Annotated in this window: 21 protein-coding genes; 10 read left to right on the forward strand and 11 right to left on the reverse strand. The window is 50.3% G+C overall.

The window, feature by feature from the left end; translation table 11 throughout:
• Positions 1-131: 131 nt before the first annotated feature.
• From VI895_12575 to VI895_12585, 3 genes are read right to left on the reverse strand one after another with little or no spacing between them, the layout of a single operon-like run.
• On the reverse strand, positions 132-1,058 hold the full coding sequence (locus tag VI895_12575) for a transketolase C-terminal domain-containing protein (GenBank protein ID HLG20633.1): 927 nt from the start codon (positions 1,056-1,058) through the stop codon (positions 132-134).
• Positions 1,055-1,873 carry a transketolase gene (locus VI895_12580; GenBank protein HLG20634.1) on the reverse strand — a complete coding sequence of 273 codons (819 nt, stop codon included), beginning with the start codon at positions 1,871-1,873 and terminating at the stop codon, positions 1,055-1,057. Before VI895_12580 ends, VI895_12575 begins: the two co-directional genes overlap by 4 nt.
• A 30-nt stretch (positions 1,874-1,903) precedes the next feature.
• On the reverse strand, positions 1,904-2,677 hold the full coding sequence (locus VI895_12585; protein ID HLG20635.1) for a class I SAM-dependent methyltransferase: 774 nt from the start codon (positions 2,675-2,677) through the stop codon (positions 1,904-1,906).
• 98 nt (positions 2,678-2,775) lie between these two features.
• On the opposite strand from VI895_12585, the gene VI895_12590 reads away from it, so the two are divergent.
• From VI895_12590 to VI895_12600, 3 genes are all read left to right on the forward strand, one after another.
• Positions 2,776-3,894, forward strand: a complete 1,119-nt coding sequence (locus VI895_12590) for a DegT/DnrJ/EryC1/StrS family aminotransferase (protein HLG20636.1) — start codon at positions 2,776-2,778, stop codon at positions 3,892-3,894.
• 96 nt (positions 3,895-3,990) lie between these two features.
• Positions 3,991-5,145 carry a glycosyltransferase family 4 protein gene (locus VI895_12595; GenBank protein ID HLG20637.1) on the forward strand — a complete coding sequence of 385 codons (1,155 nt, stop codon included), beginning with the start codon at positions 3,991-3,993 and terminating at the stop codon, positions 5,143-5,145.
• Between the two features lie 63 nt (positions 5,146-5,208).
• The gene (locus tag VI895_12600; protein HLG20638.1) at positions 5,209-6,033 is read left to right on the forward strand and encodes a class I SAM-dependent methyltransferase; all 825 of its coding nucleotides are present in this window, start codon (positions 5,209-5,211) and stop codon (positions 6,031-6,033) included.
• A gap of 39 nt (positions 6,034-6,072) precedes the next feature.
• Here VI895_12600 and VI895_12605 read toward each other — a convergent pair whose 3' ends face one another.
• From VI895_12605 to VI895_12635, 7 genes are all read right to left on the reverse strand, one after another.
• A complete protein-coding gene (locus tag VI895_12605) occupies positions 6,073-7,371 on the reverse strand; it encodes a hypothetical protein (protein ID HLG20639.1) in 1,299 nt (432 codons plus the stop codon).
• A 64-nt stretch (positions 7,372-7,435) separates the two neighbouring features.
• The gene (locus VI895_12610; GenBank protein ID HLG20640.1) at positions 7,436-8,473 is read right to left on the reverse strand and encodes a hypothetical protein; all 1,038 of its coding nucleotides are present in this window, start codon (positions 8,471-8,473) and stop codon (positions 7,436-7,438) included.
• Positions 8,474-8,784: 311 nt separating this feature from the next.
• Positions 8,785-10,704: a hypothetical protein gene (locus VI895_12615; GenBank protein HLG20641.1), complete on the reverse strand. Its 1,920-nt coding sequence runs from the start codon at positions 10,702-10,704 to the stop codon at positions 8,785-8,787.
• Between the two features lie 5 nt (positions 10,705-10,709).
• Complete coding sequence (locus VI895_12620) at positions 10,710-13,082, reverse strand: hypothetical protein (GenBank protein ID HLG20642.1); 2,373 nt, start codon at positions 13,080-13,082, stop codon at positions 10,710-10,712.
• Between the two features lie 23 nt (positions 13,083-13,105).
• Positions 13,106-15,154: a hypothetical protein gene (locus VI895_12625; protein ID HLG20643.1), complete on the reverse strand. Its 2,049-nt coding sequence runs from the start codon at positions 15,152-15,154 to the stop codon at positions 13,106-13,108.
• Between the two features lie 3 nt (positions 15,155-15,157).
• On the reverse strand, positions 15,158-16,444 hold the full coding sequence (locus VI895_12630; GenBank protein ID HLG20644.1) for an oligosaccharide flippase family protein: 1,287 nt from the start codon (positions 16,442-16,444) through the stop codon (positions 15,158-15,160).
• Between the two features lie 3 nt (positions 16,445-16,447).
• A complete protein-coding gene (locus VI895_12635; GenBank protein HLG20645.1) occupies positions 16,448-17,434 on the reverse strand; it encodes a glycosyltransferase family 2 protein in 987 nt (328 codons plus the stop codon).
• A 137-nt stretch (positions 17,435-17,571) separates the two neighbouring features.
• On the opposite strand from VI895_12635, the gene VI895_12640 reads away from it, so the two are divergent.
• From VI895_12640 to VI895_12650, 3 genes are all read left to right on the forward strand, one after another.
• Positions 17,572-18,738, forward strand: a complete 1,167-nt coding sequence (locus VI895_12640) for an SLBB domain-containing protein (protein HLG20646.1) — start codon at positions 17,572-17,574, stop codon at positions 18,736-18,738.
• A gap of 91 nt (positions 18,739-18,829) precedes the next feature.
• Entirely contained in the window at positions 18,830-20,017 is a 1,188-nt protein-coding gene (locus VI895_12645) for a Wzz/FepE/Etk N-terminal domain-containing protein (GenBank protein ID HLG20647.1), read from the forward strand.
• Positions 20,018-20,218: 201 nt separating this feature from the next.
• Positions 20,219-22,102, forward strand: a complete 1,884-nt coding sequence (locus tag VI895_12650; protein HLG20648.1) for a nucleoside-diphosphate sugar epimerase/dehydratase — start codon at positions 20,219-20,221, stop codon at positions 22,100-22,102.
• 202 nt (positions 22,103-22,304) lie between these two features.
• Here the strand turns inward: VI895_12650 and VI895_12655 are convergent, their stop codons facing one another.
• Positions 22,305-23,252, reverse strand: coding sequence for a hypothetical protein (locus VI895_12655; protein HLG20649.1), 948 nt, complete (start codon positions 23,250-23,252; stop codon positions 22,305-22,307).
• Positions 23,253-23,417: 165 nt separating this feature from the next.
• On the opposite strand from VI895_12655, the gene VI895_12660 reads away from it, so the two are divergent.
• From VI895_12660 to VI895_12675, 4 genes are read left to right on the forward strand one after another with little or no spacing between them, the layout of a single operon-like run.
• Positions 23,418-24,818, forward strand: coding sequence for a DEAD/DEAH box helicase family protein (locus tag VI895_12660; GenBank protein ID HLG20650.1), 1,401 nt, complete (start codon positions 23,418-23,420; stop codon positions 24,816-24,818).
• Entirely contained in the window at positions 24,805-26,001 is a 1,197-nt protein-coding gene (locus VI895_12665) for a DUF790 family protein (protein HLG20651.1), read from the forward strand. The genes VI895_12660 and VI895_12665 overlap by 14 nt, the downstream gene beginning before the upstream one ends.
• On the forward strand, positions 25,994-26,380 hold the full coding sequence (locus tag VI895_12670; GenBank protein HLG20652.1) for a HEPN domain-containing protein: 387 nt from the start codon (positions 25,994-25,996) through the stop codon (positions 26,378-26,380). The genes VI895_12665 and VI895_12670 overlap by 8 nt, the downstream gene beginning before the upstream one ends.
• Positions 26,377-26,718, forward strand: a complete 342-nt coding sequence (locus VI895_12675) for a nucleotidyltransferase domain-containing protein (protein HLG20653.1) — start codon at positions 26,377-26,379, stop codon at positions 26,716-26,718. The genes VI895_12670 and VI895_12675 overlap by 4 nt, the downstream gene beginning before the upstream one ends.
• Positions 26,719-26,720 lie beyond the last annotated feature (2 nt).

Genomic DNA, 26,720 nt, shown 5'->3' on the forward strand with positions numbered 1-26,720 from the left:
AACGCTGACATTAACTTTGAACGGAAACGAAAAAACGCGAGAGGAACTCCTCGGATTTCTGAAGCCACTCCTCGCGGCATAACCTTAAATCGGTTCCAAAACCCGTTTTTTTATGCAACGTTGGGGTCTATTTAACTTCTGATCAAATCTAGGGCCGATTGGCGGATCGAATCTCGACCCAAGCCATACTTCTCCTGCAGATATGTTTGACTGCCGACGATCGATGAAAACCCAGCCTTGAGTCCCATTCGTAGAAACTTTTGAGGGATAACATGGGTGTCCATGAGAATTTCGGCGACCAGCCCCCCCAAGCCACCCTCCAACGTATGTTCTTCCACAGTAACAATACCACCTGTCTCTTGAGCGGCATTTAAGATGGCTTCCCGATCGAATGGTTTCATCGTCGGGCAACTCATCACCCGAACTTGAATGTCATCTTTTTTCCGAAGCTCCTCGGCGACTTCCAAAACGACTTTCAAAATTCCACCACACGTCACAAAGGTGAGTGCGTTTCCTTCCGTCAAAATTCGCGCTTTGCCCAGGATAAATTGTTCGTCTTTCTTCGACGTATTACCCGCCGACATCTTATCCAATCGAACGTAGCCTGTGCCAGGAGTGCGAACGAGCATTTCAACCGCTTGAACCACTTCCCAATCATCTCCCGGAGTAAACATTGTGATGTTGGGCATCGCACGTACGATGGCGAGATCTTCAGTGGCATGGTGGGACATTCCCAATGCTCCGTAACTGAATCCCCCTCCCATCGCTACAATCTTGAGGTTGGCATCATGGTAAGCGGCGTCATTTCGAATCTGCTCAAGGCAACGGAGAACAGCGAAGTTCGCAATTGAATAGGCAAAAACAATTTTTCCTTCAAGGGCGAGTCCCGTGGCAATTCCGATCATGTCCTGCTCCGCGACTCCAGCATTCACGTATTGCTTCGGACATTTCGCAATGAATGATTCGATCATTCCGTAACCTAGATCACCTACGACCAGCATGATCTTAGTGTTTGATTCAGCCAGATGAGTTAAGGTTTTTATGAACTGGTCCTTCACAAGCCCCGTTCTAGCTCTGTCAACGCCGCCTCAAGTTCATCGCCCTTAGCCGTTCGGTAATGCCAAAGCACTTTATTTTCCATGAAGGAGACTCCTTTTCCCTTCACTGTGTGAGCAATTACGCATGTAGGACGTCCAATTCTCTTTGGTAATTGAGACAAAACCTCATGCATATTAGAATGGTTGTGCCCGTCCACTTCAAAAACCTCCCAACCAAACGTTTTCCATTTGTCCGCAAAGGGTTCCAGAGCGATTGTATCTTTCACCCAAGTGAGACTTTGAATCTTGTTGTAATCGATAATTACGATCAAGTTGTCCAATCGGTGATGGGCCGCAAAAAGGGCTCCCTCCCAATTCGATCCCTCGTCACATTCACCGTCACTTAGGAGTACGAATACACGATGCGATTTTCCATCAAGCTGAGCTGCATAAGCCATTCCCACGCCCACGGGCAGGCCATGTCCAAGAGACCCGGTCGAAAGCTCAACCCCTGGAACTCCCTTGTGGGAGACATGCCCACTTAAATCGGAACCATTCTGACAGTGCGATTCAAGTTTCTCGACCGGGAAAAAGCCGGATTCAGCCAGTGCCGCATAAACGCCTGCTCCCGCGTGTCCCTTGCTCAAAATGAATCTGTCTCGGTCCGGCCACTTCGGATTCTTGGAATCAACCTTCATTATTTTCCCATAGAGAACCGCAATGATGTCGGCCATCGACAGGCACGACCCCACGTGTGAGCTCCCGCCACGGCTCGTCATTTTCACGACATGGATTCGGATTTGCTTGGCAAGTTCTATCGTGTTTGAAACAGGCATAAATGTTCGGAGATATTATGGTTATCAATATTATAATTTTTGGGCTGCACAAAAAAGCACCTTATGAGACCGATCTGGTAATTCTGATGTCAGCGGACTGGGGGGGGCAGCTTGGAATTCAACTGAGTCCAAACGCTGAGGAAGAATTTCTAATTTTCCGAAGACGATTCGCTTCAAAGCTCTTTTGCCCACCATTGATTTCGGAATGAGATTGAACATCACGGCCAGCTTTTTAGCTGGTCTTAGTACCTTCTGCCAAATAGACGCTTCGTTCACTGGCGAATCACCGAAAAATTCCGCCTCGAATCCATGCTCATTCAATACCTGTGACAGCTCCCTAACACCCAAATAGCTTAGGCTCAACTGGCTCGGATTGAAATCGTACAGATCCTTGTTCGCGGTAACTATGAGGAGAAACCCACCTTTGCGCAATATGCGCTTCGCCTCGCCTAAAAACTTCGGAATCGATGGTATGTAATAAATGGCTTCACAGATAGCGATAATATCCTTTGATGCATTTTCGAAAGGGAGATTCTGGGCGTCCAAAACTTGGATTTGAATGGAGTTTCCATAAATTTCCTTCGCTCTTTGAACAAGTTTCGGAGAAATATCTCCGGCAACGAGGCTTCGTGCGGTCTTCTGAATCAACCCAAGCCCAAAACCGGTGCCACAAGCCACCTCAACGATATCCTTATCGTGACAATAGGACGCCACCCACGAATATCGATTGAAAAGCCTTTGGATTTGTTCGTGTGTGGCTTCTTGGCCGTTCGCTTCAGAAACTTCAGAATAATCCGTTTGCATACCTAACTTTCTATTCCGAAAAGGACATTTGGTTACACAGGCTTGAAGCTCATGTAAAGGTCCGTTAGCATCCGACCAGCTCTAGAAAGGATTTACTGATGGCGCAACTCACTCGTACGGTTCCCTTTTTTCCATATCCGCAGGTTTTCAAAGCCTACGAAACTGAACTGACCCGAGCCTTTAAAGAAGTGGCGGGTAAGGGCGCTTTCATCATGCAACAAGAGGTGAATGATTTCGAAGATAGTCTTAGGAAATTGACCGGAGCAAAATATGCTCTCGGGGTCTCAAACGCTACAGACGGCCTCATCATTGCTCTGCGTGCGCTTCCTCTTGGTTCAGGTGATGAGGTCGTATTTGCTTCGCACACTTTTGTAGCGACTGCTGCGGCCGTTCACTTTGCGGGCGGTGTTCCCGTCCCCGCGGACTGCGGTTCGGACCACCTAATCGATCCAGATTCAGTTGAGCGCGCCATTACTTCACGAACGCGAGTGATCATGCCCACCCAGCTGAACGGTCGTACCGCAGATATGGATCGCCTAAAAGCAATTGCCAGAGAGCATAATTTGGCCATAGTTGAAGATGCTGCACAAGGTCTCGGTTCGAAGTTCAAATCACAGTGCGCAGGGACGTTTGGTGTCGCAGGGGCGATTAGCTTCTATCCCGCCAAGAACCTGGGGGCCATGGGTGACGCCGGCGCGATCCTTACGAATGATGGAGCAATCTATGAACGAATGTGCCTTCTCCGTGACCATGGTCGACACCAAACAGGGGAAGTTAAGATGTGGGGGATGAACGCCCGCCTCGATAATCTGCAGGCTGCATTTCTGAATCTCAAAATCCAGCGATATGCCGAAATCGTAGAAAAACGCCGACATGTCGCTTCCTTGTACCAAGAACTTCTTGGCGGGGTTCGCGAGTTGGCTCTACCCCCAGCTCCGGGAAGTCACCCGGATCATTTCGATGTGTTTCAGAATTATGAAATTGAAGCGGAACGAAGGGATGAACTGAAAAAGCATCTTCATGACAATAGAGTTGGGACGCTCATCCAGTGGGGTGGAAAGGCCGTGCATCAATTCACTGCTCTTGGATTCAAGGTTTCGCTCCCCAATACAGAAAAAATGTTTACACGTTGTTTAATGCTCCCAATGAACGATTTTCTGTCAGACCAAGATGTACGTTACGTTTGTGAGCAAGTGCGCCATTTTTATCGCAGTTAGATGAAAATCTGGTTTACGGAAATCGGAGAACCTCTCCCCCTGGAAGGCGACGTTAGACTGTTGCGATATGGTTTGTTGACACCGCTTTTGGCTGAAATGGGGCACGACGTGACATGGTGGGCTTCGAATTTTTCGCATTCTACGAAAAGGTTCATCTGTGAAGGGGACCGTGTGGAAAATTGGAAAGGAGTTCGCCTGAGGATCCTCAAAGGCCTTAAATACAGACGGAGTGTTTCATTCCAGCGCTTTCGTTACCAGGCGCATTTCGCCCGGCGCTTTTATGCAGAGGCGTTGAAAGAATCTTCCCCTGATATCATTGTGAGCCCCATCCCGACGCTAGAGGCTGCAGAGATGGCGACACGATTTGCACTGGAAAGACATATTCCAATTGTTACCGATATCCGAGATGAGTGGCCGGAAGATTTGGCACGACTCGCACCTAGACCATTCCGCGGCTTGGCCCGCTTCGTACTACGAGACTACTATCGAAAGGCTCGGTTTGTATGCTCTTCTGTAAACGCCATATTCGGAATATCGGAACGACAACTCAACTACGGTATTTCTCTTTCAAATCGCCCACGCAATGAATTCGACCATGTGATTCCTATTGGGTATTCGGCGGAAACGTATTCTCCGGCTGTAATCGAAACAGAAATCAGGAAATGGCGCGAGTTAGGTGTGAGCGAGGGGTCATTCGTCTGCTGTTTCTTCGGAACCATCGGCCACTTTTTTGACCTTGAGACAGTGATTCAAGCTGCCAAGGTCCTCGAAAAGAAACATCCGATCCAGTTTGTTTTGTGCGGGGATGGAAGCCGCCTTGAACACTATCGCAGAATGGCAAGTAACGTCAGATCAGTGCTTTTTCCTGGATGGGTTAAAGGGCCACAAATTTCAGCGTTGATGTCGATTTCCCATTTAGGATTGGCCCCCTACGCCGCTGAAGCAGAAACGATGTCACTTCCCAATAAGCCCTTCGAGTATATGGCCGCGGGATTGCCGGTGGTGTCGTCCATAAGAGGCGAATTGGAGAGTCTGTTGGCAAAACATGGTTGTGGAGTTACCTATCAGGCTGACTCAGTTGAACAGCTTTGTGCTGTTCTTTCTTTGTTATTGCGATCTAGTCAGAAAAGAGGACAGATGGGTGTAAGCGCAAAGGCGACTTTCGAAGGAAATTTTTCTACTACATCGAATGCTGAGAAGTTCGCGAGAAACCTCATGAAAACGCTTGAGAAGGCAGATACAACACGGTAAGCAGCACGGCAAGTATGAGAACGCGAGGTTAGAGTGGAATTGCGACAGCTACGAGAGTCGCTCATGGCCGTTCAACAACGGTCTATTAATTTAGAATCGCTCGAGGAGCGCAAAAAGAAGGAGCTTGAGTTTCACAATCTCCACCGAGACCTGGCATTTGCTGCTGGGGCTCCGAAAGATACGTACGAGCTTTTACATGGCAATAAGAAATATTATTCGGTGGTCGAAAAGTCCCATCGTTATATCGACGAATGGTTTCAAAAACACATTCCGGGAAAGGTTTTTTTCGATTACGCCTGCGGCAATGGTGAAATGGCGATCAAAGCCGCGTCCATGGGCTCCGCCCTAGCCATCGGTCTTGATATCAGTGACGTTTCGGTCGGGAACGCGAGAAAGGCCGCGGAAAAATTGGGTGTCGCCGACAGATGCATCTTTGTCCAGGGTGACTGCGAAAACACCGGCCTGCCCAATGGATGTGCGGATGTGATCTTGTGTAGCGGAATGCTCCATCATCTTGATTTAAAGCATGCGTTTCCGGAGTTGGAAAGGGTCCTCGGGTCCGGAGGCCGCATTTTGTGTATTGAAGCTTTGGCTTATAACCCGATCATCAAGCTCTACAGGTTGTTAACGCCAAGTATGCGGACGGAGTGGGAAAAAAACCACATTTTGTCTATGAGGGATGTCCGGTTTGCTGGGCAGTTTTTCAATTTTGGAGAGGTACGATATTGGCATTTATTATCAATCATGGCCGTGCCATTCAGAAACTTTATGGGCTTTAAACCGATGCTCTCGCTCCTAGGCCAATTGGATGACGTTGTCTTACGAGTTCCTGGCCTACGACTACTTGCTTGGCAGTTCACGTTCGAATTACTTAAGAAACCTGAGTGAAACAACTGTTACCTAGCTAAAGTAAAAAGGCCTCTTGCTTTAAGTCTGCCGCGGCGTCGAGAGAGCATTAGTCTTACGTAACTGTGCCAGCGTCCAAAAGAATCGGATGCACAAATAGGTTCGATTCGCTGTGAGGCCCCAAAATAGAGCGGCTAAATTGAGGTAACGTACGAAGGCCAACACAAAAACAATGAAGAGCGCAAGCGACTCGAGGCGCCATCGGAGAAGTCTCAAGTTTTCACGCTTGGACATAAATGGAGCAGCTCCAACGGTGGAAAGGCATAGGGGGATAATGACTGTCGCAACAGCTTTGAAGACCCCCTCCTGTGAGGAGTAATCGCCCTTCACTAAGAGCGCCAAAGCTGAATGCCCAAAAAAATACATCGCTATGCTAACCGGAAGTAGAAATGCTACGGCATAAAGACAAATGCGTTCAATCATCTTGAAAAGCAGGTGTGCCTCGTTATCCCAATAGCGATGAACAATGGGAAGGAGCAAACGCATAACTAGGACGTAGGGGAAAAAATAAACCGCAAAGACAAGGAGCATGGCCAACGTAGCGGCCGAGATCTCATGCGCGCCGAAAAAGAAACCCGCCAACACCACTACGAGCTTGAGATCGAGGGAATCCAGAACCTCCGTAGCACCAAACCCCAATCCGGATTGCACGACTCCGAATAGGCCTCCGTATTGTAAGGCGGACCGGACCTCTGTCTGGGCCAGGCTGTTTACTCGGCTATAAATCGGACGCCAGGCCATTCTTATAGCCCAACCAGCCAAAAGAAGGCTCGCAATGGTCCATAGGGCGACGGCAGAAGTGTAGCCTAAAGCGGCAACGGCAGCGGTTATTGCAACAAGCAGGCGGGCTAGGTTTTGAAGGAGAGGCCATAGAGCAACCTGCGCGATCCATCCCCGAATTTGAAAAACGGGGTAAATCAGGACAATGGGGATCTGCGCCAAAAAGACGACTAATTCAAGAGGCATGCCTGTGAAAAGCGGCTTCTCCGTCAGTAAAATCCAAGCGTAGAGCCCGAAAAAACCGAAGAAAGCTAGAAACGAACTTAGTCCAAAGTAAGCCATCAAGCGTACAAGTCCTGTTTTTGTCTCCAACCGCCCACGGAAAAACTCAGAAAGGATTAAGTTGCTCGCGCCAAGACAGGCGACCCCGATCAAAATTGAACAGATCGAGTTTAGATAGGACCATTGCGCAAAACCTTGTACGCCTAAGCTGCGTTCAAATAATATTTGTGTGGGCAACGAGCAAGCGGCTGTTGCGGTCGCAGCAAACCCTAGGAATACTCCCTCTCGTGCTCCACTAAGGCTGCGTCGAGAATTCATCTGGTCTTTTATGTTCCTTGAGAGCAAGTATCATAGAGTGAAATCGTAACAATCTTTCCGTACCTCACGCAGACTGCCTCGGAATGGGGAGAAGATAGGGCTTGGTTCGAGTCAAACCGAAGCGCCAAGATGCACGCAACATTTCCCCGATGGTCCACGCAACAAGGGTAGCTGTGAACATTTTTGATAAATAGAGAATGAAATTTCCGTTTATAAGGTCTGTCATCGTATATGCGAGGTAAGCCTCAAAAGCGATCACAGCCAGTGCGGAATGGCACGTTCGGACAATCCTGACAGCGATTTTCAAACATGCCGCTACCACAACGCCGCCAAGGAAGCTTGCCAGATATCCTCCAATGACATAGGCGTACGCGAAAGCAAGGGCGTTCGCGCTCCCAGATTCTAGGCCTTCTCGATAGAAATATTCCCCAGCGATCAGACTCTCCACCGACGGCATACTCGGAAACAGCGGACCCAAAAGAGGCCTGATCACAGTGAACGGGCCGATGAGCCGAAGGTTATCCACTGCGTCAATGTATGCCGCTGCAACCTCCATCGGACCGACGAACAATCGGTAAACGACCCCTTCCCATATTAGTTCAAAAATAGAAAAAACTTGGCTAATGCCTAGAGCAGCGAGTTTCGCGCTCGTCACCGCAAAAATAACTAAGATTAGGCCTAACACGAACGGGAGGGCACGTACTGCGTATTTCAACAAGTGGCGCCCGCCTGACGGTAAAATAATTAGCGCGGCAATCAGATAATTTATGAGAGTAGCCTTCTGGGACGACCATAATGCCATGGACAATGAGAGCGCTAATCCGGTCAATATCCACTTTCGCCCAATCAAAACCTTCTGCGCGCGCCACAGTCCGAGCGCCATAATAAATACGATCGGGGCCAATACATCGCGCGCGTCACAGTAGATTCGTACGAAAACTTGGTCCTCATTCAGTTTGAGAAAATCCTCCCTGAGCTGGAGGGCGATCATAGGATCGTCAGAAGTGGCAACTCCTAGAATTGGCGGAATCGGACCCGCCAGAAATATATAAACCGTGGAAATAAAGAGGAGCGCGATCAGAATCTTCAGTCCTTTTGACATCGAGGCCCGTTTTGGGATTGACGAGAAGATTTGTCTAATAGGCACAATGGCGGAAGTTATGAGGAATCCCATCAGGAAGAGGGTGCAACTCGCCACTGCGGAATGAACAACGTTGGGTGGCACCGTCTCGAATTCCGCCGTCAATCCGGGAATTATCGCGACAACAAGGTAAAATGCGGTCAGGTAGATCGCGAGTTTACTTGAGCTCAACATTGCGGAAGATTACTTGTGTTGTATCTGAAGCGCGCCAATGATGGTCCCACCTTGCCCAATTACCCTGTTCATACCGGCGTCGCCACCTGACACATCTACTAATGTTTTAGCGACAATATCGACCACACGGCGTTCTGCAACTCCCATGGACTCTTGACCCTCGCATAAAGCGCCGCCAAATCGGCGGGAACTTCGGGGAAAATATTTTCTTTCGTCAACTCTTCCATCGCAAATGGATAAATCCCATTTTGTTCCACCGCCTTCTTAGCATAAAGGAGAAAGTCCTTAGGGAGTATTTCAGGATATATCCTTCCAACTGCCAAAGTCGCCATGACGTCGATTGTTCTGTAAGAAATATGAGCCATGTAACGGGCACCCGGGTAGTCCGGGGTATTTACGGAAACTCCTTCACTACTTGTCCATCCTGTCCAAGCTTTTCCCCACCAGTATCGCCACTGGTAAATTTTTGGGGGCGATTTATAGAAACCCTCGTTGGTCAAGAAATTGGAGATAATGTCTTTGGCGGCAAACAGATAGATCTGACCTCTTTCCTCCTCCCGTGTGTTATAGGCCACGCCCCCGGCCCAATCATCCTGATGATTGTACGGAATTGCGACACCGTCCGACCAGAACGCGGAGCCTTTGGGCCATTTCAAATAGTATTGTCCTGGAGTTATCTCCAAGTCACCTGAAATTGCCTGAGAAAGTACTTCTATATGGCCCTCGAGTTTCTGAGTTCTCTCCAGAAACTTCTCATAGTTTGTCAGTGGCAGAGCATCTTCTACCTCAATGAGGTAGCGTTTAAAAAGGCGCAAAATTCGTCCCGTTTGGACTGCATGGATGACGGGCACGCGATCGACACTATAACGTCGGCTCAAAAAGCCCGGGTTCCCTTCGTCCAAAAGCCGATCAAGGAGATACATTTCCAAATCCAAACGCAATTTCATCTTTTCCCGAAGAGATCCCAAGAAGTCAAAATCAACTTCCGGTTTGTCCCATTTCTTCACAACGTCAAGAAGGCCATTCAAATAATACACTTGGGCCCAAGCGACTCGCCCTTCGAAGTTATTACCTCCCAAGTCATACATACTGGAGGAGCTTCTATGCCTGAGATCAAACTCCAACATGGCTGTGAAGTCGCCGTTTTCGTTCACGCCGGACACCTTCCACCCGTTTTCGTATCTCAAACTGTACGGCAGCTTTGGCAGGTCTTCGAGGCCAACCTCCGAAAAGGTCTGGAGGTCAATAATTTTGAAGGATCCACGGCCGGCTGGCTTCACAAAGGGAGTTGTGTCAGCCTCTTCACTTTGAAACAGGGCGGCAATGCCAAATGGTGATTCGATCATTTCAACGATCGAAAATTTTTCTCCTAGTTCATGGCGAGTTAGTACTGCGGCGCCGTCGTTCGTATATACGTAACAAACACCTTCTCCAGAAAAATAAAGGCTACCTTGGAATTCCGCCATAAAGATATTAGCATCGACTTCGTACCGTCCGTTGAACCAGAGGCGGGAATAATAATTTTCGTCGACAATCGGCACGCCATCATCGGAAATTTCCCATCGATACAACTTATTTTCCAACGCTTGGACATCATACAATATAATTAGCAGTTCTTTCTTGTGGATCGTAGCTTCCTTGAACAAACTGTAAGTTAATTTTGAAGGGAATCTAATCTTGGCGAAGCTCGATCCATTCGTTTCAACTCCAAAGAAGGTCAGTTCCCCGGAAAATAGGCTCTTGCATATGACCAATAAACGATGGGAAGAGGTCTCCAGCGCTTTAAGGGGCAACATGTTTTCTGGGAATTCGACGAGAGTAGCTCCATCAATTCGGAATCTCGATCCAAGTTTGTCCGCCAAGAATTCAAGTTCGAGTTTGTGATTCGTCGTATTGAAATTCGTAAAGGGGATATTTCTATATTCATGAATGGGCCACTGTACGGGTTGTGCCTGACAACCTAGATGAGCTAAAACGCCGACTATGCTTAATAGAGTACAGCGCGTCCGAATGGTCATGTGATTCAGGAATCCAATGAATCGATCTCAGCGTGATCGATCCGAATTCTAGTACTACCTCGGTATTCGATAGTTACGCCAACCCCTGTTGTCTCACTTCTGGTTTTGAATCGCCGTACAAATTTACTGCTTCCTGTTGTCTTACTTATGGCCATTTCGCCAATGAGATTCTGCTCAAGAAGGTGTCCGATGCCGTCATAGTACCATAGGCGAATCCGTACAAATGCTTCGCCATCTAAAGAGAGAACTAAACGATATTCTTTCCCTCCAATTGTTTGCGTGAGATTACCCTTTGGCACACTGACAGGAGCATTCCCGAATGAGGTTAGATAGGTCCAAAGCTCGCGCTGAAACAATGGAGATCCAACGGGTGAGATCTGGATGTCATCGGCACCGATCTCGCTCTTGAAGAATGTCACGCTCGCCTGATTCACAGATCCAAGTGGTATCCCTGGCGTTGGGTTGCGCATCTCATAAATCTGGTTTCCGTGTTCCGAGAACGCGAGAGTGGTGAGGTCTTCCCGCGCCAGTATTTCCTGCAATTCAGAATTATAAATGCACGGAAGTGAGTAGTTCGGAATCTGGAAATACCTTATTCCGAGCCCACGCAACTCCTTGATCGCTTTGTTGGTATCCTGTTCGCGATAAAAAGGGAGAAGTCGCGGGTCCAAGTAACTAATCATGCGGCGGTGTGTGTAATACATGACCGCTGGTTTTAACGAGAGCACCATGTCTTCTGCTCGCGAGTTGTCACGCAAGTATTCAACGGCACCGTATTCCGGCCACTTCTTCAATTTTTCCCCTTGAGTTCTTAAAACATCGCGAAAGCCGAGACCTAGTTTTCTCCATTTATGTGTGCCGACGAAAAGGAACTGGCCAGAAAGTGCAAGAAAGGCGACCGCAAGAACCAACGTCACTTTTTTTCGAACTCCAGTTTCATACAGCCAACTGGCGCCGAATAAAGCAACGGAGGGAATCAGAATGAGCCAATACCGCTCGTTGCGAATCATGAGGTCGATGCCCAAAAGCATCGATGTGGCTACACCTAACAAATAGCACGAAATTATGCCTAGGCCCGGAAGTTTCCAGGGCTCAGGTATGCTAATCAAATCACTTCGCTTCCATGCCCACCAACCGTCTTGACGCTGAAGTTGGACCAGATACGTCAACAGACCCAATGTCATGACCCAAAACGAAAAGGAGAATGCTGCAGGTTGGAACCATCCCTTGAACATGCCGTAAGTGATCATGTCCAACGAGGAGTCGAGGCCGCGCGCCATCAAAAAATATTCAGTCCATCCGAGTCCTTTCAACGCAAAAACGGCGGGAGTGTCACTGATAAAAGTTCCAAAGAGTTTCAAGTTGCGCCCGTAAGGCCAAGCGGCAATCAACCCCGCAACGCTGAGCATAACCGTAACCTGTTTGAGAGATTCCCCCTTCTTTTGCCAGCCATTAGATAGCGCTATCGCGATAACTGCTAGGGGGACGTAAAGCAGCGCCTGCGAGTGTGTCCATAGCGCTAGTCCCAGAATGAGGCCCTGTACGAGGCTTCGTCGGAAGATGCCCCCGTCCAGAGAAATGATGACGCAATAGAGGAGAGTCATTGCCGAAATCGGAAGTGCGTCAATTGCGCCGCCGCTCGCTCCCAAATAAAACGTTGGTGTAGAGAGAAATATTAGAGACGCTATCGTTCCAACTGTAAGGCTGCTCAGGCGTCCAATAGTAAAGATCAGAGTGGCTGACGACAAAGCAAACCAGGGAGCGATCAAGCGCATCATACCGGGTACGTCGGCGTGTCCTTGTATTACGTTCATAAGATAGATCATGGACACGTACAACGGAGGATGCGTCCAGGGGCCAAAGAAACCGGAGCTGTTCAAAGCCGAATTCAACGCTGGGTAGGCCGAAAGATCGCGTTGCTCGAAAAGAAATCGACCCACCGTTGCATATTCCAAAGAGTCATTTTCCGTTAGTGGTGTCAAAAGAGTGTCTGCGGCTAATCCGATTATCCAGGCTGCAAGGAGAGCTCCAAAGAGCCAGTCCCATTTCTCGGGCGAGAATCTATTCATCTTTTCTGGCTTCTCTTTCGCAACACGATCAGGGCAGATTAAAAGAAGTACGAGGCTCAAGATGAACAGCAACGTAAGCGCGCCCAGAAGGTGTGTTATATGCCGAGCGCCAGGAAATATGTACAACAGGAGTACCGTCGACATACCCAAAAGAAACGGCGCAACCGCAACGCCAAAAGCCAGCGGAATGGCGCCTGCGCGAGCGGTAGATGACCAGGTCAACGATCTCGCCAGCATGAGCCCCGTTAACGTAGCGACAGAGGCTGTGCCGAGGATCAGAGCCCATGCGGCGAAGGAAGTTTCAATCATCGAAAATCAGCTCAAGGCTCTTTTTAGCCTCTATGTAGTTCGAAGGTATCTAGCTCGTTGATTCTGCGGATGACGTCATTAAAATCCAGGCCGATGGTTTCCAAGTACCAAAGTAAAGACTGAAGTCTGGGTCTGTTCTCGACAATGACCGCCTGAAGCGCTTCCTCGCGGCCAATCATTCCTTCGCGAATCTGATTGCTGCGAAAAGTATCGAATTCGGAAAAACCCCGCGCCGTCAGATAAATATAATTATAGAATGGGGCGGTGCCATCCCCGATACGCCAAGTACTAGAAGTGTCCGGAGCCAATTCCCAGTTGTATTTTGTCAGGAGCACATCATTCACTTCGCGCTCGTCCCAGACGAGATGATCGTATATAAAATGGAAGTCTCGCCTCGGCTCAACGTAATAGGAGAAAAAAGCTCTGACCGTATCGGGAATCGATTTGTTGAAGTACCCTGGATTCGCCAGACAATGATAAGCGTAATAAGCACTCATCCGCAGTTTTCGACCAAACGAGAGATAGTCCAAACGCTTCTTGCCGAAATCTGGCGGCACGCCACAAAAACCGGACTTGAAATCGGTATTTTCTAAAGGATTGGCACACCAAAGATCTAATTTGATCCCTGTCTGACGCTTGAGTTGATTTGTTACGCTGAAAAAGTGCTTATCCCCAGCCATGAATAGGGGTACCAGCCCAAGTTCCGGCCGACGTAACCATGCCGTGACGTTTTTTCGAATATTATCCCGCTTTCGTTTAATGTCCGCAGACACAAGGATGTTTTGTATTCCGAGCTGACCGCAAATCCTGGCTATATTTCGACGAGCTAGATCAGTCACCATCCCCCAGTCATACGTAAAGGTGACCGGTGTAAGGCCGAACTCCTTCTTGATAAGATGCAGGCCGTAACTGCTGTCGCGGCCGCCACTGAATGCTACTAGAACGTCAGGAACTCCTTTCGAATTCCTGTAACTTTTTAAGGAATCAATAAATTTTTCCTGCGCGGCGGTTGGATCAACACCCTGGTAACGAGGGCGATAATTTTGGCAATAATTGCAGACGCCTTGTTCGTCAAAAGAGATGAAAGGAAATGTTTTAGGCAAGATGCATCGGGTACATCGGTGCAGAGCGGCAACCTTCGCCTCCCCATACCTTAATAGGCCTTCATCCACCTGTCGCATAATCACGGCAGGGCAGCGCGAAGGCGAGATTTCCACATCATGTTGCACGGTCGGCGTTTCCGAAGGCGATGGGAAAACCGGGAGCGGGCATGCGTTAGAACCCCGAAGTTCAAACGGGAACGCCCGCATCGCATCCAGTGTCAAAAGTACACCCTTGCCAGGGCGGAGCCACTCGATGTTATTCGGCGACCCATTGACGGCGCCATTAAGGCTTTTTAACGCGTGATCCAGGATGTACCTCTCGGAGGCAAATATCGTAAAACCGGCATCGGTGTCAGTGTATCGATATAAGTCGCCGGTATTGGTCGCTAGTACAATCCAGATACCCCTCTCGTGTGTCCATGCCACAGACGCTGCGCCGCGAATCCTGGAAAAGACTTGAACCGTAGCTTCCGCTGGGTCGGACAGCGTAAGGGCGTCGGCAGCTAGGGCTGCCATAACCTCGGTGTCCACCTGTGCATGGCGTTGGAGATGGGGTGCGGCAGCCCAAAGCTCGTCCACATTGACCACGATACCGTTGTGAATCATGGTGACGCCCCCCCAGCGAACAGGTTGGTTATTTTCGTTGAGCTCCGAAGTTCCGTTCGTCACAAGGCGGGAATGCCCCAACATCGCTAAAGGAACCGACGGACGGCCTTCTTGTCCAGAAAAGGCTATTCGCACGGGTCCGTCGGTCAACTTGCGGTATTCTCGCGATTTCAAAAGATCCGAGGCGCGTTGAGCAACCTTGAGTGTCCAGGCTTGGCTCTGGGATGGAAGATAAACATGCAATCCCGCCGACTCCTTACCACGGCTTTCCGAATAATGGTAAAGGCCCGCTAAGGTTGCTGCCACTTCCCGGTGCGAAATACTGGCGTCAGGCCTTAGGAATACACCGAAAATACCGCACATGACTTACCTCCAAGCCGTATTTGTCAATAGGTTCCAAGCTAGTAAACGGTGTACGAGAAATACAATCGTTGCTATACCCACAACATAGCTCATAGCCGTGGCGAGCGCAGCCCCCTCAATTCCCAGTAATGGGATCAACGCGGCATTCAAGCCGAAATTCGTACATACGACGATGAGATTTTGTAGGGTCTGCAGTCCCGGACGCCCGCTCACAAGCATCAAGTTGTCGAACGGGACTAACCCCGACACCAGCGTTAGGCTACTTAGCAGGATTACCAAGGAAATCAGCCCTTCCTCAAGGCCCTTCATCGGCATGATATACGCGCCTAACAGCCAAAACGCGATTGTCAACCCGGTGGCCAAAGCTATTGCACAAGGAAATGTGTATTTTTTCGCGCGACTTAGTAGCTGTTGAAGGCCGATCCAATTGCCGGTTCGTAAATCGGAAACAAGTACGGGATTAAACGTTGTTCGTAACACTCCTAACACCTGATACATGCCATCCCCCATCATCGCAGCAAAGCTATAGATCCCTACGGAGCGGTCCGGCAGGAACAAACCTATCATTATCACATCGATGCGGGAGTTCAGTTCTACGAACATTCCCGCCAGCAAGCTTTTCGCACCAAAGCTAAAATGCAGCTTCGTCCACTTTGAATCAAATTCGAGTGAGGGCACCAATCCTTGCGTCATCAGGTAGACAATGACTCCAATAAACATGAACAATTCACAAATAAGGAACCCGAACATCGCACGTTCAAAGGGATAATTGGACGCCGCAATCACCCCGATCCAAAGCGTCAATATGATATAGCGAAGGGACTGAAGTATCGCAAAAGCCTTCATGTGGCGTAAACCATTGAGAAATGCCAAGAGAACTTTATTGAGAGGAAAGAGAACAAGTCCTACCGCCGCCTTGGCCAGAGCCTTTGTTGTTGCCGGACTCTCGAGTGTTTCTCCTATGAGTGGCGCAATCGAGAACATCGTAAGGGCCATGCAAATGCCCAACAACAGCGCAAAAAAGGCAGCATTTATCAGAAGGCGATCAAGTTCGGTTCGATCCCCACTATGAAGCGCTGTGTGGCGCATGACCGAGTAATGGAGGCCGAAAACTGCGATTTGCGAGGCCGTGATGTAGATTGCGTAGGCCTGGTTAAAAACCCCCAAGACTGTGGCGTCGCGTAATCCGGCGATCAGCACATTGATGATGATTCCGCAGACAGCGAGCACGCCAAGGCTACCCATGGACCAAACGATGTCCTGGCTTAGCTTGTGTTTAAGAAAATTCATTTGTCAGCGGCGTCGACGGACCTCCCTGTGTGTCAAAGGAGGATTAATGTCACGATTCGTTTCGTAATCAAACCACATGGCAAAAAACAACGAATTGAACCCGATAGCGAAGGAAAAAAGCCAGCCCATGAGCGTGATTTCCGGGACGTGGCCCGTATGGGTCCATAGCAAAACGAGGCGAGCAAAAAAGACAGCACTGATGAGCAAATTAAAGAATCCAAAGGCATAAAAGAAAATCAGCGGATGAAAATTGCGAATGATATATTTCTCTTTCAAGCGCCAGAAGAAAAGTCGCACCAGTAACCAACCAATAGTGAAAAGGACTTTGTGGACTTTGATGTTGGATTTCTCGCCGATGTCATAGACGGGTTCGATAGGTACATCGGCAACCCGCATATTCACCACATTTAGACGGACCAACAAATCGTTTGGCTGGCCGTAACGTCTATACATGTTGTCCCAATCGATCGCGCGCAACGCACGCGCATTGATCGCGGCATAGCCTGTCTGTGAGTCGGCCACGCTCCAATATCCAGAGGCGATCTTGGTGAGCAATGAAAGTGCAGAATTACCAAAGAATCGTACCTTGGGGATTTTGAAAAACGCTTCGCCGGTTACTAAGCGATTGCCCTTGGAATAATCGACCACATCCTCCACTATCGGATCGAGCAATGCGGGCAGATCTTCCGGATCCATTTGAGCGTCTCCGGCCATAACTACAGCGACATCGTACTCGTTGTCCCTGCTCCATTTGTATCCCGTGGCGATGGCACCGCCCACGCCCTGGTTCTCAGAGTGTTCCAATAACTGTATTCGCCCACTCTTATAACCCGGATGGGATCGAACGACTTCGGAAGTACGGTCCCGACTGCAGTCGTTGACGATAACGATTTTGTCTATGAATAACGGCATCGTCTCAATGACACGTGCAATTTGGCTTTCTTCGTTATACGCAGGTACGACGACGGAAACTTTTTGGTCTTTATACATTCCGGAGCTCCGATTTCATTGGCACGTTGCCAACGTACCTCACTTACATTATTAATTAAGAGATATCTCGTCGAGGGCAGTTCTAAATTTTGATACCGGTCATAAAGGCCGAAGCCGCTGAAAGCTTTACGCTTTCTTTGACAAAACTGGATGACATTGCTACGGGCATAAGCCATTTTCAGTACGAAAATATGGAGAGCTCAATAAAGAAGAAACTTTGCGGCTGCTTGGTCGCGATTCTATTAACGCAACCTGGCCTCTCAGCATCAGCACAGGAGCCTGAACAGGCGCAGAGAATTCTGCAACCACGCAGAATAGAGGGATCGAGCTTTGGAACTAGGAAGGAAGAAGCGATTCTTCCTCAAGAAAAACTGCAACAGCAAGCTCCTGGTTTTATGATGCCAGGATCGACTCAGATGGGACTTACTTATCAGGTTCACGTCCTGGGTGAAGTTCATAAACCTGGGACCTATCGTGTACCTGCATCAAGCCGCCTGTCCGAGGCACTGGACAAGGCGGGTGGAATTCAAGGCCAAGGGTCCAGGCGTCGGATTGCGTTGAGGCGGGGGGGTAGGGAACGCGGGATTGATTACTTATCCTTTGAACTCTATGGAAACTTGGATGCGAATCCGTACCTTCTAGATAATGACGTGGTACGCGTGCCATTACAACGCAACGTCGTTCTGATTGAAGGGACAATCAAGAGACCTGGAAATTATGAATTGAGAGACGAAAAAAATCTCGAGGATCTCTTGAAATTGGCCGGTGGTCCCACGCCCGGAATGGGGATTTCCGCCCCGATCAAAGTGATACGAATCAGTGATGAAGGGAAGGAGGTCGTTGAGGTCGAAAACAATAAAGTAAGGCGAGAACAGTTCTTGCTTAGGGACGCTGATACGGTCGTCTTTCCTCATATCCTGACCGCTAACCGGAAATTTGACTATAATCTAGCTAGTTTACCCGGAGATAATGAACTCTTTTACCCCTCGTACGACGAAAGAATTTTTGTGCTGGGCGCAGTTGCGAAACCTGGACCGTATCCCTTTACTCCCTATTACGACATTCAGCAGTATCTTACTCTCGCTGGCGGAACGACACGGTTAGCCAAAGTGAAAAAAATCCAAGTGTTAGTACCGGGGGGAGGAAGCCAGCCATGGACAGCTGAAACGCAAATTAACCCTGGCAATACGATCTTCGTTCCAGAGAAATATATGTCAGCCGAAAGCGTCCTTGCCCTTGTCTTGGCGCTGACAACAACGGTTTTGGGAATCACGACAACGATATTAACGATAAATAATAACTAGTGAAGTCATTCCCTTGCCAATATGGTTTAGAATTGACACCTCTCGGTGTTAAAGGAGGGCGAGGGAAGTAGGGACGTAACCTGAAACCTTTATGGATCGTGAATACATGGAAGATGAGATCAACCTCATACAATATTTCCGTATAATTGCCCGACGTTGGCGGATGATCACGGCCGTGGTGCTTGTTGTGACGGCGTGTTCTGTCTTGATTTCGTTGTTGCTCCCAAAGATTTACAAAGCCGAAGCGACCATCATGCCGATTGGTGGATCAAAAAGTGGAGGGCTCCAGGCAGCCGCACTTACACAAATGGGGCTTGGTGCATTGTTGGCGAATCTCGGAGCTACGTCCTCTTCTTCTGTTCAGATCATTGCCCTCCTAAACAGTCGAACATTGGCCGAAAGGATGATCGAGAAGTATGGGCTCATGGAGGTCCTGTACTCAAAACTTTGGGACCAAGAGCATAAAAAGTGGAAGGTTAGCGGCGAAGACCAACCAACAATGGAAGACGCCGTGGCGAAACTCTTTCAGCACGTGACCTTCACCGACAACAAGAAGGCGCAGACCATCAAAATCAAATTAGAGCTTGCGGATCCAGGTATTGCGGCAGAAATCGTAAACAATTACATTCGGGAACTAACGTATTTCATTAATGGGAACACATTTACAGTGGCGAAGCGAAACCGGATATTTCTCGAGGACCAGCTGGAGAGAAACAAAGCGGAACTTTTGGAATCGGGAAAGGAACTGGCGGCATTTTATTCGACAAAAAAAATCTCAAACGTAATACCCACGTTAGATGTCGATGTATCGTTGACCAGTGGAATCCTTCAGAAAACTGTGGGCCAGACCATCGTTGGTCAGACCTCCTCTCCCATCAACCCGAGCCCGATGGCCCAGACCCTGAAATCACTTCAGGAAACCCAAGAAAAGGCCCAAGATCTGCAGGAACAAGCACGCAGCGTTCAAGAGAAAATTCAAAAAGTGCGAATCGTTAAGAATGTTCCACAGCAAGTCTATCTGCAATACCTGACCCTTCGACGGGAACTGTTGGTTCAAGTCAATTCGCTTTTAACCCAGCAATACGAACTCGCTAAGGCCGAAGAAGCCAAGGAAGATCTCAACTTTCAGGTCATCGATTGGGCAAAGGCTCCGATTCGAAAATACAAACCAAACCGGCTCGTCATCGTGATCACATCTTTCATAACCTCTCTATTCCTGATTTTACTTTACACAATATTTCGAGATTACCTTGAACGCATGAAATCTGTTCGTGCCTAGACGGGCCCTGCAGATTCGTTCTGTTACGTGCAGTAAAATGGAATACCAAATTTCTGACGCCCGAAATATCTCATCGTCAAAAAACTGGGACAATGCACGCAAATCTGTCTAATATCCTAAAATTACATGCGATTTTAATTGGGGTGCGTGGCACCGATCTTGCTGGTTTCCATTTCATTCGTATGAGATTCTGTGCAGACCATGAGTAAGTTCACAAGTTACCGTCAGATAATTGACAGTATTGTCGTGCTCTTCATTGGAGCCGGGGCCTACGCGTTTGCGTTCTATCTGAGGTTTGAGTTCTCAATTCCTGTAACCGAATCGGAGACCCTACTTTACACACTGCCGATATTGCTGGTTGTAAGGTTGGTTGCCGCGCATGTTTTCGCGCTGCATCGTAGATCATGGCGGTACATGAGTCTTGTAGACGCGGTCGATATTTGCAAAGCGTCGCTCGCTGGGTCCGTGATCTTTGCCGTCATCGTGTTTTTGGTCGGAGGAACGGATCTCCCAAGGTCTGTATACCTGCTCGACGGCTTTTTATTCCCAGGATTCTTGATCGGTACGCACGTGTCCGCTCGGCTGCTTCTCGAACGACACGGTTGGAACGGAATCCGATATTGGAAACGAGTTCTAATCGTCGGTGCCGGCGATTCCGGACAAGCTCTAATTAAAGAACTTCAAGGTCGGATGAATCATTCCTACGATCCTGCGATCGCCGTCGACGATAATCGAAACAAACTGGGTTTGAAGATTCATGGGGTGCCGGTCGCAGGTACTCTTGCAGATGTCGAAGAGTTAGCCAGAATTCATCGGATCGACGAAGTGATCATTGCCTGCCACAAGCTTTCCAAGGAAAAATTGACGGATATCTATAATGCCTGTGAAAGATCGGGACTTCTGCTGAAGCGGGTTCCGCCTTTCGAAGACATTCTCGAAGGAAGATTCTCGCCACTCCAATTTCAGAATATTGAAATCGCCGATCTCCTCCCGAGGTCGGGTGTGAAACTGGAAACTCCTGAGCTGGTGCAGTTCTACCACGGCAAGACCATTTTGGTGACCGGAGCGGGGGGATCTATTGGTTCGGAGCTTGTTCGGCAAATAGCCGGTTGGCATCCCAAACAAGTTCTTCTCTTGGAGCGCAGTGAATATCATCTGTACGAGATCGACTGTGAACTGAGAGAACGGTTTCCAGACACCGTTGCTATCTCCCTTATCGGAGATGTTGCGGACACTGCGCGAGTGGAACACATCATGAAGCAATATTCTCCTCAAATTGTGTTTCACGCGGCGGCATATAAGCATGTTCCCCTCATGGAATCCAACGCAAGCGAAGCTCTCAAGAACAACGTTCTTGGGACGGAGATCGTTACTAGTCTTGCAATGAAATACGGCGTGGAGAAGTTTGTCCTGATTTCTACGGATAAGGCAGTTAGTCCATGCAATGTTATGGGATATACGAAACGGATCGCCGAGCTCGTGCTCTCGGAAAAGTTCGGTTGCTCACGAACGCAGTATATGGCCGTCAGATTCGGAAACGTTCTGGATAGTGCGGGAAGCGTGGTCCCGCTTTTTAGGCGGCAAATCGCCAGTGGTGGTCCTGTGACCGTTACCCATCCCGAGATCGAACGATATTTCATGACCATTCCAGAGGCTGTGCAACTGGTCCTCGCTGCCGGGAGGATGGGAAAAGGAGGAGAGATATTTGTTTTGGACATGGGAAATCCGGTAAGAGTTCTTGATCTGGCAAAACGGATGATCGAATTGTCCGGCATGCATCACGTTCAGGTTCGATACATCGGGTTGCGTCCCGGCGAGAAATTAACTGAAGAGCTGGTGGACGACTCAGAGCGACTTTATTCCACAGACAATCGGAAGATCAGCGTCATCTACCCGGAACGACGATCCGAAGCGATCATCTCAGGCTGGATTTCAGCGCTTCTAAGAGAAGTCGACGATTTGTCGGATGAACAGGTGGTGGAAGCCCTTAAAAAAATTATCCGACAAGCGGACAAATTGAAGGGGCACTCGGAGACCGCTGAGGAGAATGTCGTTGCAATCTCTTCCGGCGCTGGTCGTTTGTAAGAGTGCAAGGGTTCCGTGAAATACGGGAGAATTCACGTTTTGAATGGTCTTGTCTCCTTCTTCGAAATCGCTGCATTCTTATGGATTCGGAGATACTGTTGCGTATGGTTGTCGTCATTTTGGCGGGATTCGACACCCGTTAATTGTCCGGGACAAATCCTAATTACATTTTGGGTCGAGACGAGGAACTGATGGGACCTGATTACGGATACTCAGCAGGGTTTTCAATCCAACCGAGAATTCTCAAAGAAGCGTTATCGGCGGCCTGAGTGACATAGCCGTATATTTTTTGTGGGTGTGTAATTGGCCATGAAAGATATTGGAAGATCGTGCCAGTCGCGGAAGTGGCTTTTAGCGCGGTTATGGATGAGTCACGGTGGGACGACAAAGACAGAGAATCGTCAGGAGTCGGGCTCACCATATGCGCTCGTAGTCGAACGATCTTCGCTCCGATCGGAACTTTGAGCGTGTATTCCGTTATATTGGGTTCTATTGTCGTCTCCGTAATGTTGACATCAAACGCATAATTCCCTTGATTCATCTGAACGTTTCCACCCACCGACGTGAATGGGATGATTTCAGCCGCACCTCCCCCATCGGTGATGAACGCACCTAAATAAGTTGCCTGTCCTGCAAAACCGACTGGGCCGGAGTTCGGATCATTCAGGGAAGCAATAAGGTCAAAGCCGGTTCCTGATTCGGCCGGGATGGCGTAGAGGTAATAAAGTGAATTAATGGCCACGGTGCCAGCGTCGATACCGTTTCGAACAGAGTTATCGACATTGAGAACCGCGTTGGCGCTATTTGAATAAATCGTTCCGTTGATGGCCACGCGGGAAGGTTGGGCGTTCGTTGCCGGGACAATCAGTTCTTTGACGTTTGCGTCGGCAGGCTTGGAATAGAAGTCGGGTCGCCGCAACGATACAGCGATTGCTGCGCTAGCATCTTGACCGGCTGCCCCAGTGTCGCCCTTTTCCCCTTTTATGTCGTTTGCGCAGCCGAGAAGTAAAAGGAGGAAAGCTATTGAGAGCGCTCCGCGAGTTGCCAGGGTGGATTTAATTTCATGCATTGTCTTGTCTCCTTTTGGATTCGGGCAGCCTAAAGCGTGGCGTCGGGTCTGCAAAGGACTTTTTGGTTCGTGATGGATCATCGGCGACGGACGGCTTATCAAGAGCAATGCCAAATTCGGCGCTGGTAACTATTTGAAATATAACGACGATTCTGGCGTGAATTTGAGGTGGCTCCGTTCGGAATCTTGAGTTGAACCCCGTTGGTTTGGTTCTCGGTCGGTCTTGAGTCGTGCTAGCCTGCGCGCGTGCGGCTTCGCTTCGATCAGGGTTCTCTCGTCGTCGATCCGGAGGGGGTGGAAAAGCTCCCTTCGTGCGTCCGCTGGGATCCGCGTGTGGGGCTTTGGCGGGCGTTGGCGATGCACTTTTTCGATCTGAGGGCGTTTTGCCGGGCGGGAGGGGTTCCGTTCGCGGCGGAGTTTCTTCCATTCGCGACTCTCCAGAAAAAGATCGGGTCCAGTCGTGTGTCGCCTTTATTGCGGGCGTTTCAGGAGGAGGCGCTGGCGGCGTGGCGGGTGGAAAAAGGGAGGGGGGTGGTGATTCTTCCGACGGGCGCGGGGAAGACGCGGCTGGCGGTGGAGGCGATCGGGCGGACGAGCCGGTCGGCTCTGGTGGTCGTGCCGACGCTGGAGCTTTTGGCGCAGTGGTATTCGGTCCTCTCCGAGTCGTTTGGCGGCGAGGTCGGGAGACTGGGAGGGGGCGAGCACGAAATCCGACCGTTGACCGTGACGACATACGACAGCGCGTATCGCTGGATCGATCGCTACGGAGACCGGTTCGCGCTTCTGGTCTTTGACGAAGTCCACCACCTGCCGGCGCCGAGTTACGTACAGATCGCGCAGATGTCCGTGGCGCCGTTTCGACTCGGCCTCACGGCCACGTTCGAGCGGGGGGATTTCCGGCACGTGCCGCTGTCCGAGTGGGTCGGCCCCGTCGTCTACCGCCGGTCGATCGACGAACTTTCGGGCGAGGCTCTCGCTTCCTATCGAACCGAGATCCGAAAAGTGGAGATGACCGTCGTGGAAAAGGAGGAGTTCGAAACACAGGACCGGATCTATCGGACGTACCTCCGTCAGGCCGGGATTCGGGGGCGGAAGGCGTTCGATAGCTTGCTCGATTTGGCGGCGCGGGACGGCCGGGCGTGGCGCGCGCTGGCGGCGCATCGTAGGGCCAGGCGAGTCGTGGCGGGAGCTTCGGCGAAAGTGGAGCTGGTCGGAGAGCTATTGGGGCAGTACGCGGACAGCAAGATATTGATCTTCACGGAGTATAACGACCTCGTTTACCGGCTTTCGAAAGAATATTTGATTCCCGCGATCACGCATCTGACGTCGCCGAAGGAGCGCCGGTGGATCTTATCGTCGTTTCGAGAGGGAAAAATCCGGGCGATCGTGACGTCGAAGGTCTTGAACGAGGGCGTGGATGTTCCGGAGGCGGACGTCGCGATTGTCTTGGGTGGAAGCGGGAGCCGTCGTGAGCATGTCCAGCGCTTGGGAAGGATTCTCCGTCCGCTTCCTGGGAAAGAAGCGCTCCTGATTGAAGTAATCACCAAAGCGGAGCGGGGTCTTTCCTACCGGCGGCGAAACGATTCGGCGTTCCGGCGGAAGCGTCCGGCGGCGCAACAGGAGCTACTTTTCAATGCTCACCAGTGAGCTTCTCCGATATCGCGCGGAGGGGGGAGACATCCGTCCCTATCGACTGGATCGCCGGGCGCGAGTTTTGGCCTCGCGTCTGATCGATGCCTATCGCTTGAGCCAAGGGAAGAAACGTTCTCTCCTCGACCGGTCGCTTTTGGAAGTGGAGGGGACGACATCGGACGTCGTCGTGGCGAGGGGACTCTCGAAGCTTTTGGAAGAGCGGGCGGTTTTTCTTTTGGATTCGCTGATCAATCCGGAGGAGGTTCGAAAGGAACTGTTTCGCCGGGCGGCGGAGCGAGGTGTTGTGCGTCGTGGATCGGAGGAGGCTCTGGGGGTCTTGCGAAGCGTAGCGGAGGAATTTTCGGTTTCGGTGCCGGACGTCGAGGCATCGCTCTTCGCCGATCTTCCCGAGGAGCGGCTGATGATCGAATTCACGCGGCCCGAGCCGGAGTGGTTGGTCGACCGGTACAATCTCGCCCAGGTGCAGGGACTGCTTTATTCGGCCACCGCAATGAAATGCCGATTTGAAGGGGAGCTGCGGAAAATCTTCACGCACCTTCGATTGGGCCAGCTGATGTACACGATGACGTCGCTCGGAGTTGGAAAGTATGAGCTCGCCATCGACGGGCCCGTCTCGCTCCTGCGGCGAACAAGACGGTACGGAATTCGGATGGCGAAGTTCCTCCCCGCCGTATTGCTGGCCAAGGATTATCGGATCGAAGCGGCGCTGCAGATCCGCGGGTCCACTTACAAGCTCTCGATCGACCCGTCGTGGGGATTGAAGAGCCACTACAATCCGAACCCGGAGTTTGACAGCCGAATCGAACGCCAATTCTCCGAGCGGTTTCTGGCGCTGGAGTCTCCGTGGAAGCTCGAGCGGGAAGGAACGGTGATCGATCTCGGCGGCCAGGTGATGATCCCGGACTTTACGTTCCGCCATCCGGACGGCCGCGTGGCTCATCTGGAAATCGTCGGGTTTTGGACGGAGAGCTATCTGGAGCGAAAACTAAAGAAACTGGCCGCCGTGAAAGGCGTGAGGTTGCTGGTGGCGGTATCCAAGACACTCGCGTGCCACGAAGCTCGTTTCTCGGACGCGGCGCGGATTCTCTGGTTCAAAGACAAACTGGATCCGAAGGACGTGTTGGCCCGACTCGATAGACCGTCTGACGACCGCGTGGTACTTTTCGAACGTGACTGAAGATCGATCACAGGACTGGCTTCGACAAGCCAAGAATGACCTGAAGTTTGCGCGTGTCGCGTTGGAGGGCGGGTTTTATTCGCAAACCTGCTTCATCTGTCAGCAAGCTGCGGAGAAAGCCATGAAGGCGACCTTGTATTCAAAAGGTGCGAAGGCTGTCATCACACATAGCCTGCGAAAATTGTGCGAAGAACTCGGTGTCAATTTGAAATTGATCGCGGCGGCCAAAGTCTTGGACCAATACTATCTTTCGGGGCGCTACCCCGATGCCTTGCCGGACGGCGCTCCATTTGAGACGTTTACCGAAACCCAGGCGCGCGACGCATTTCGAGACGCCAAGTTGTTCATCGCTCACGCGGTTCGTTGGATGAAATCATGAGAAAATCAGCAAGTGTCATCTGGCCGAAGAGGTCTCGATGGACGCAGAAGGTCCTTTTGGCACGGCTGCAACGTGACCTTCGCGGACGGGTGGAAAAGGCCTATCTCTTTGGGAGCCATGCCCGCGAAACAGCGAGCGGGGAGAGCGACGTGGACCTGATCGTCGTGGCAAACACGCCGCGGGCATGGCCCGAACGCGGACGGGACTTCGGGGACCTATGGGATCGGTACGGCGCCGTGGATCTCCTGGTTTACACGCCGTCGGAGTGGAAAAGAATGAATGAGAGACATTCTCCTGTTCTTTGGCACGCGCGAAAACACTGGAAGCGCGTCATCTGAAC

Source organism: Bdellovibrionota bacterium (assembly GCA_035292885.1).
In the GTDB taxonomy this organism is placed as follows: domain Bacteria; phylum Bdellovibrionota_G; class JALEGL01; order JALEGL01; family DATDPG01; genus DATDPG01.

Coding starts and splice junctions, on each gene's coding strand:
- VI895_12580 (HLG20634.1), bottom strand. CDS start 1,873: ATGCCTGTTTCAAACACGATAGAACTTGCCAAGCAAATCCGAATCCAT.
- VI895_12585 (HLG20635.1), bottom strand. CDS start 2,677: ATGCAAACGGATTATTCTGAAGTTTCTGAAGCGAACGGCCAAGAAGCC.
- VI895_12590 (HLG20636.1), top strand. CDS start 2,776: ATGGCGCAACTCACTCGTACGGTTCCCTTTTTTCCATATCCGCAGGTT.
- VI895_12595 (HLG20637.1), top strand. CDS start 3,991: ATGGGGCACGACGTGACATGGTGGGCTTCGAATTTTTCGCATTCTACG.
- VI895_12600 (HLG20638.1), top strand. CDS start 5,209: ATGGCCGTTCAACAACGGTCTATTAATTTAGAATCGCTCGAGGAGCGC.
- VI895_12605 (HLG20639.1), bottom strand. CDS start 7,371: ATGAATTCTCGACGCAGCCTTAGTGGAGCACGAGAGGGAGTATTCCTA.
- VI895_12610 (HLG20640.1), bottom strand. CDS start 8,473: ATGTCAAAAGGACTGAAGATTCTGATCGCGCTCCTCTTTATTTCCACG.
- VI895_12615 (HLG20641.1), bottom strand. CDS start 10,704: ATGACCATTCGGACGCGCTGTACTCTATTAAGCATAGTCGGCGTTTTA.
- VI895_12620 (HLG20642.1), bottom strand. CDS start 13,082: ATGATTGAAACTTCCTTCGCCGCATGGGCTCTGATCCTCGGCACAGCC.
- VI895_12625 (HLG20643.1), bottom strand. CDS start 15,154: ATGTGCGGTATTTTCGGTGTATTCCTAAGGCCTGACGCCAGTATTTCG.
- VI895_12630 (HLG20644.1), bottom strand. CDS start 16,444: ATGAATTTTCTTAAACACAAGCTAAGCCAGGACATCGTTTGGTCCATG.
- VI895_12635 (HLG20645.1), bottom strand. CDS start 17,434: ATGTATAAAGACCAAAAAGTTTCCGTCGTCGTACCTGCGTATAACGAA.
- VI895_12645 (HLG20647.1), top strand. CDS start 18,830: ATGGATCGTGAATACATGGAAGATGAGATCAACCTCATACAATATTTC.
- VI895_12650 (HLG20648.1), top strand. CDS start 20,219: ATGAGTAAGTTCACAAGTTACCGTCAGATAATTGACAGTATTGTCGTG.
- VI895_12655 (HLG20649.1), bottom strand. CDS start 23,252: ATGATCCATCACGAACCAAAAAGTCCTTTGCAGACCCGACGCCACGCT.
- VI895_12665 (HLG20651.1), top strand. CDS start 24,805: ATGCTCACCAGTGAGCTTCTCCGATATCGCGCGGAGGGGGGAGACATC.
- VI895_12675 (HLG20653.1), top strand. CDS start 26,377: ATGAGAAAATCAGCAAGTGTCATCTGGCCGAAGAGGTCTCGATGGACG.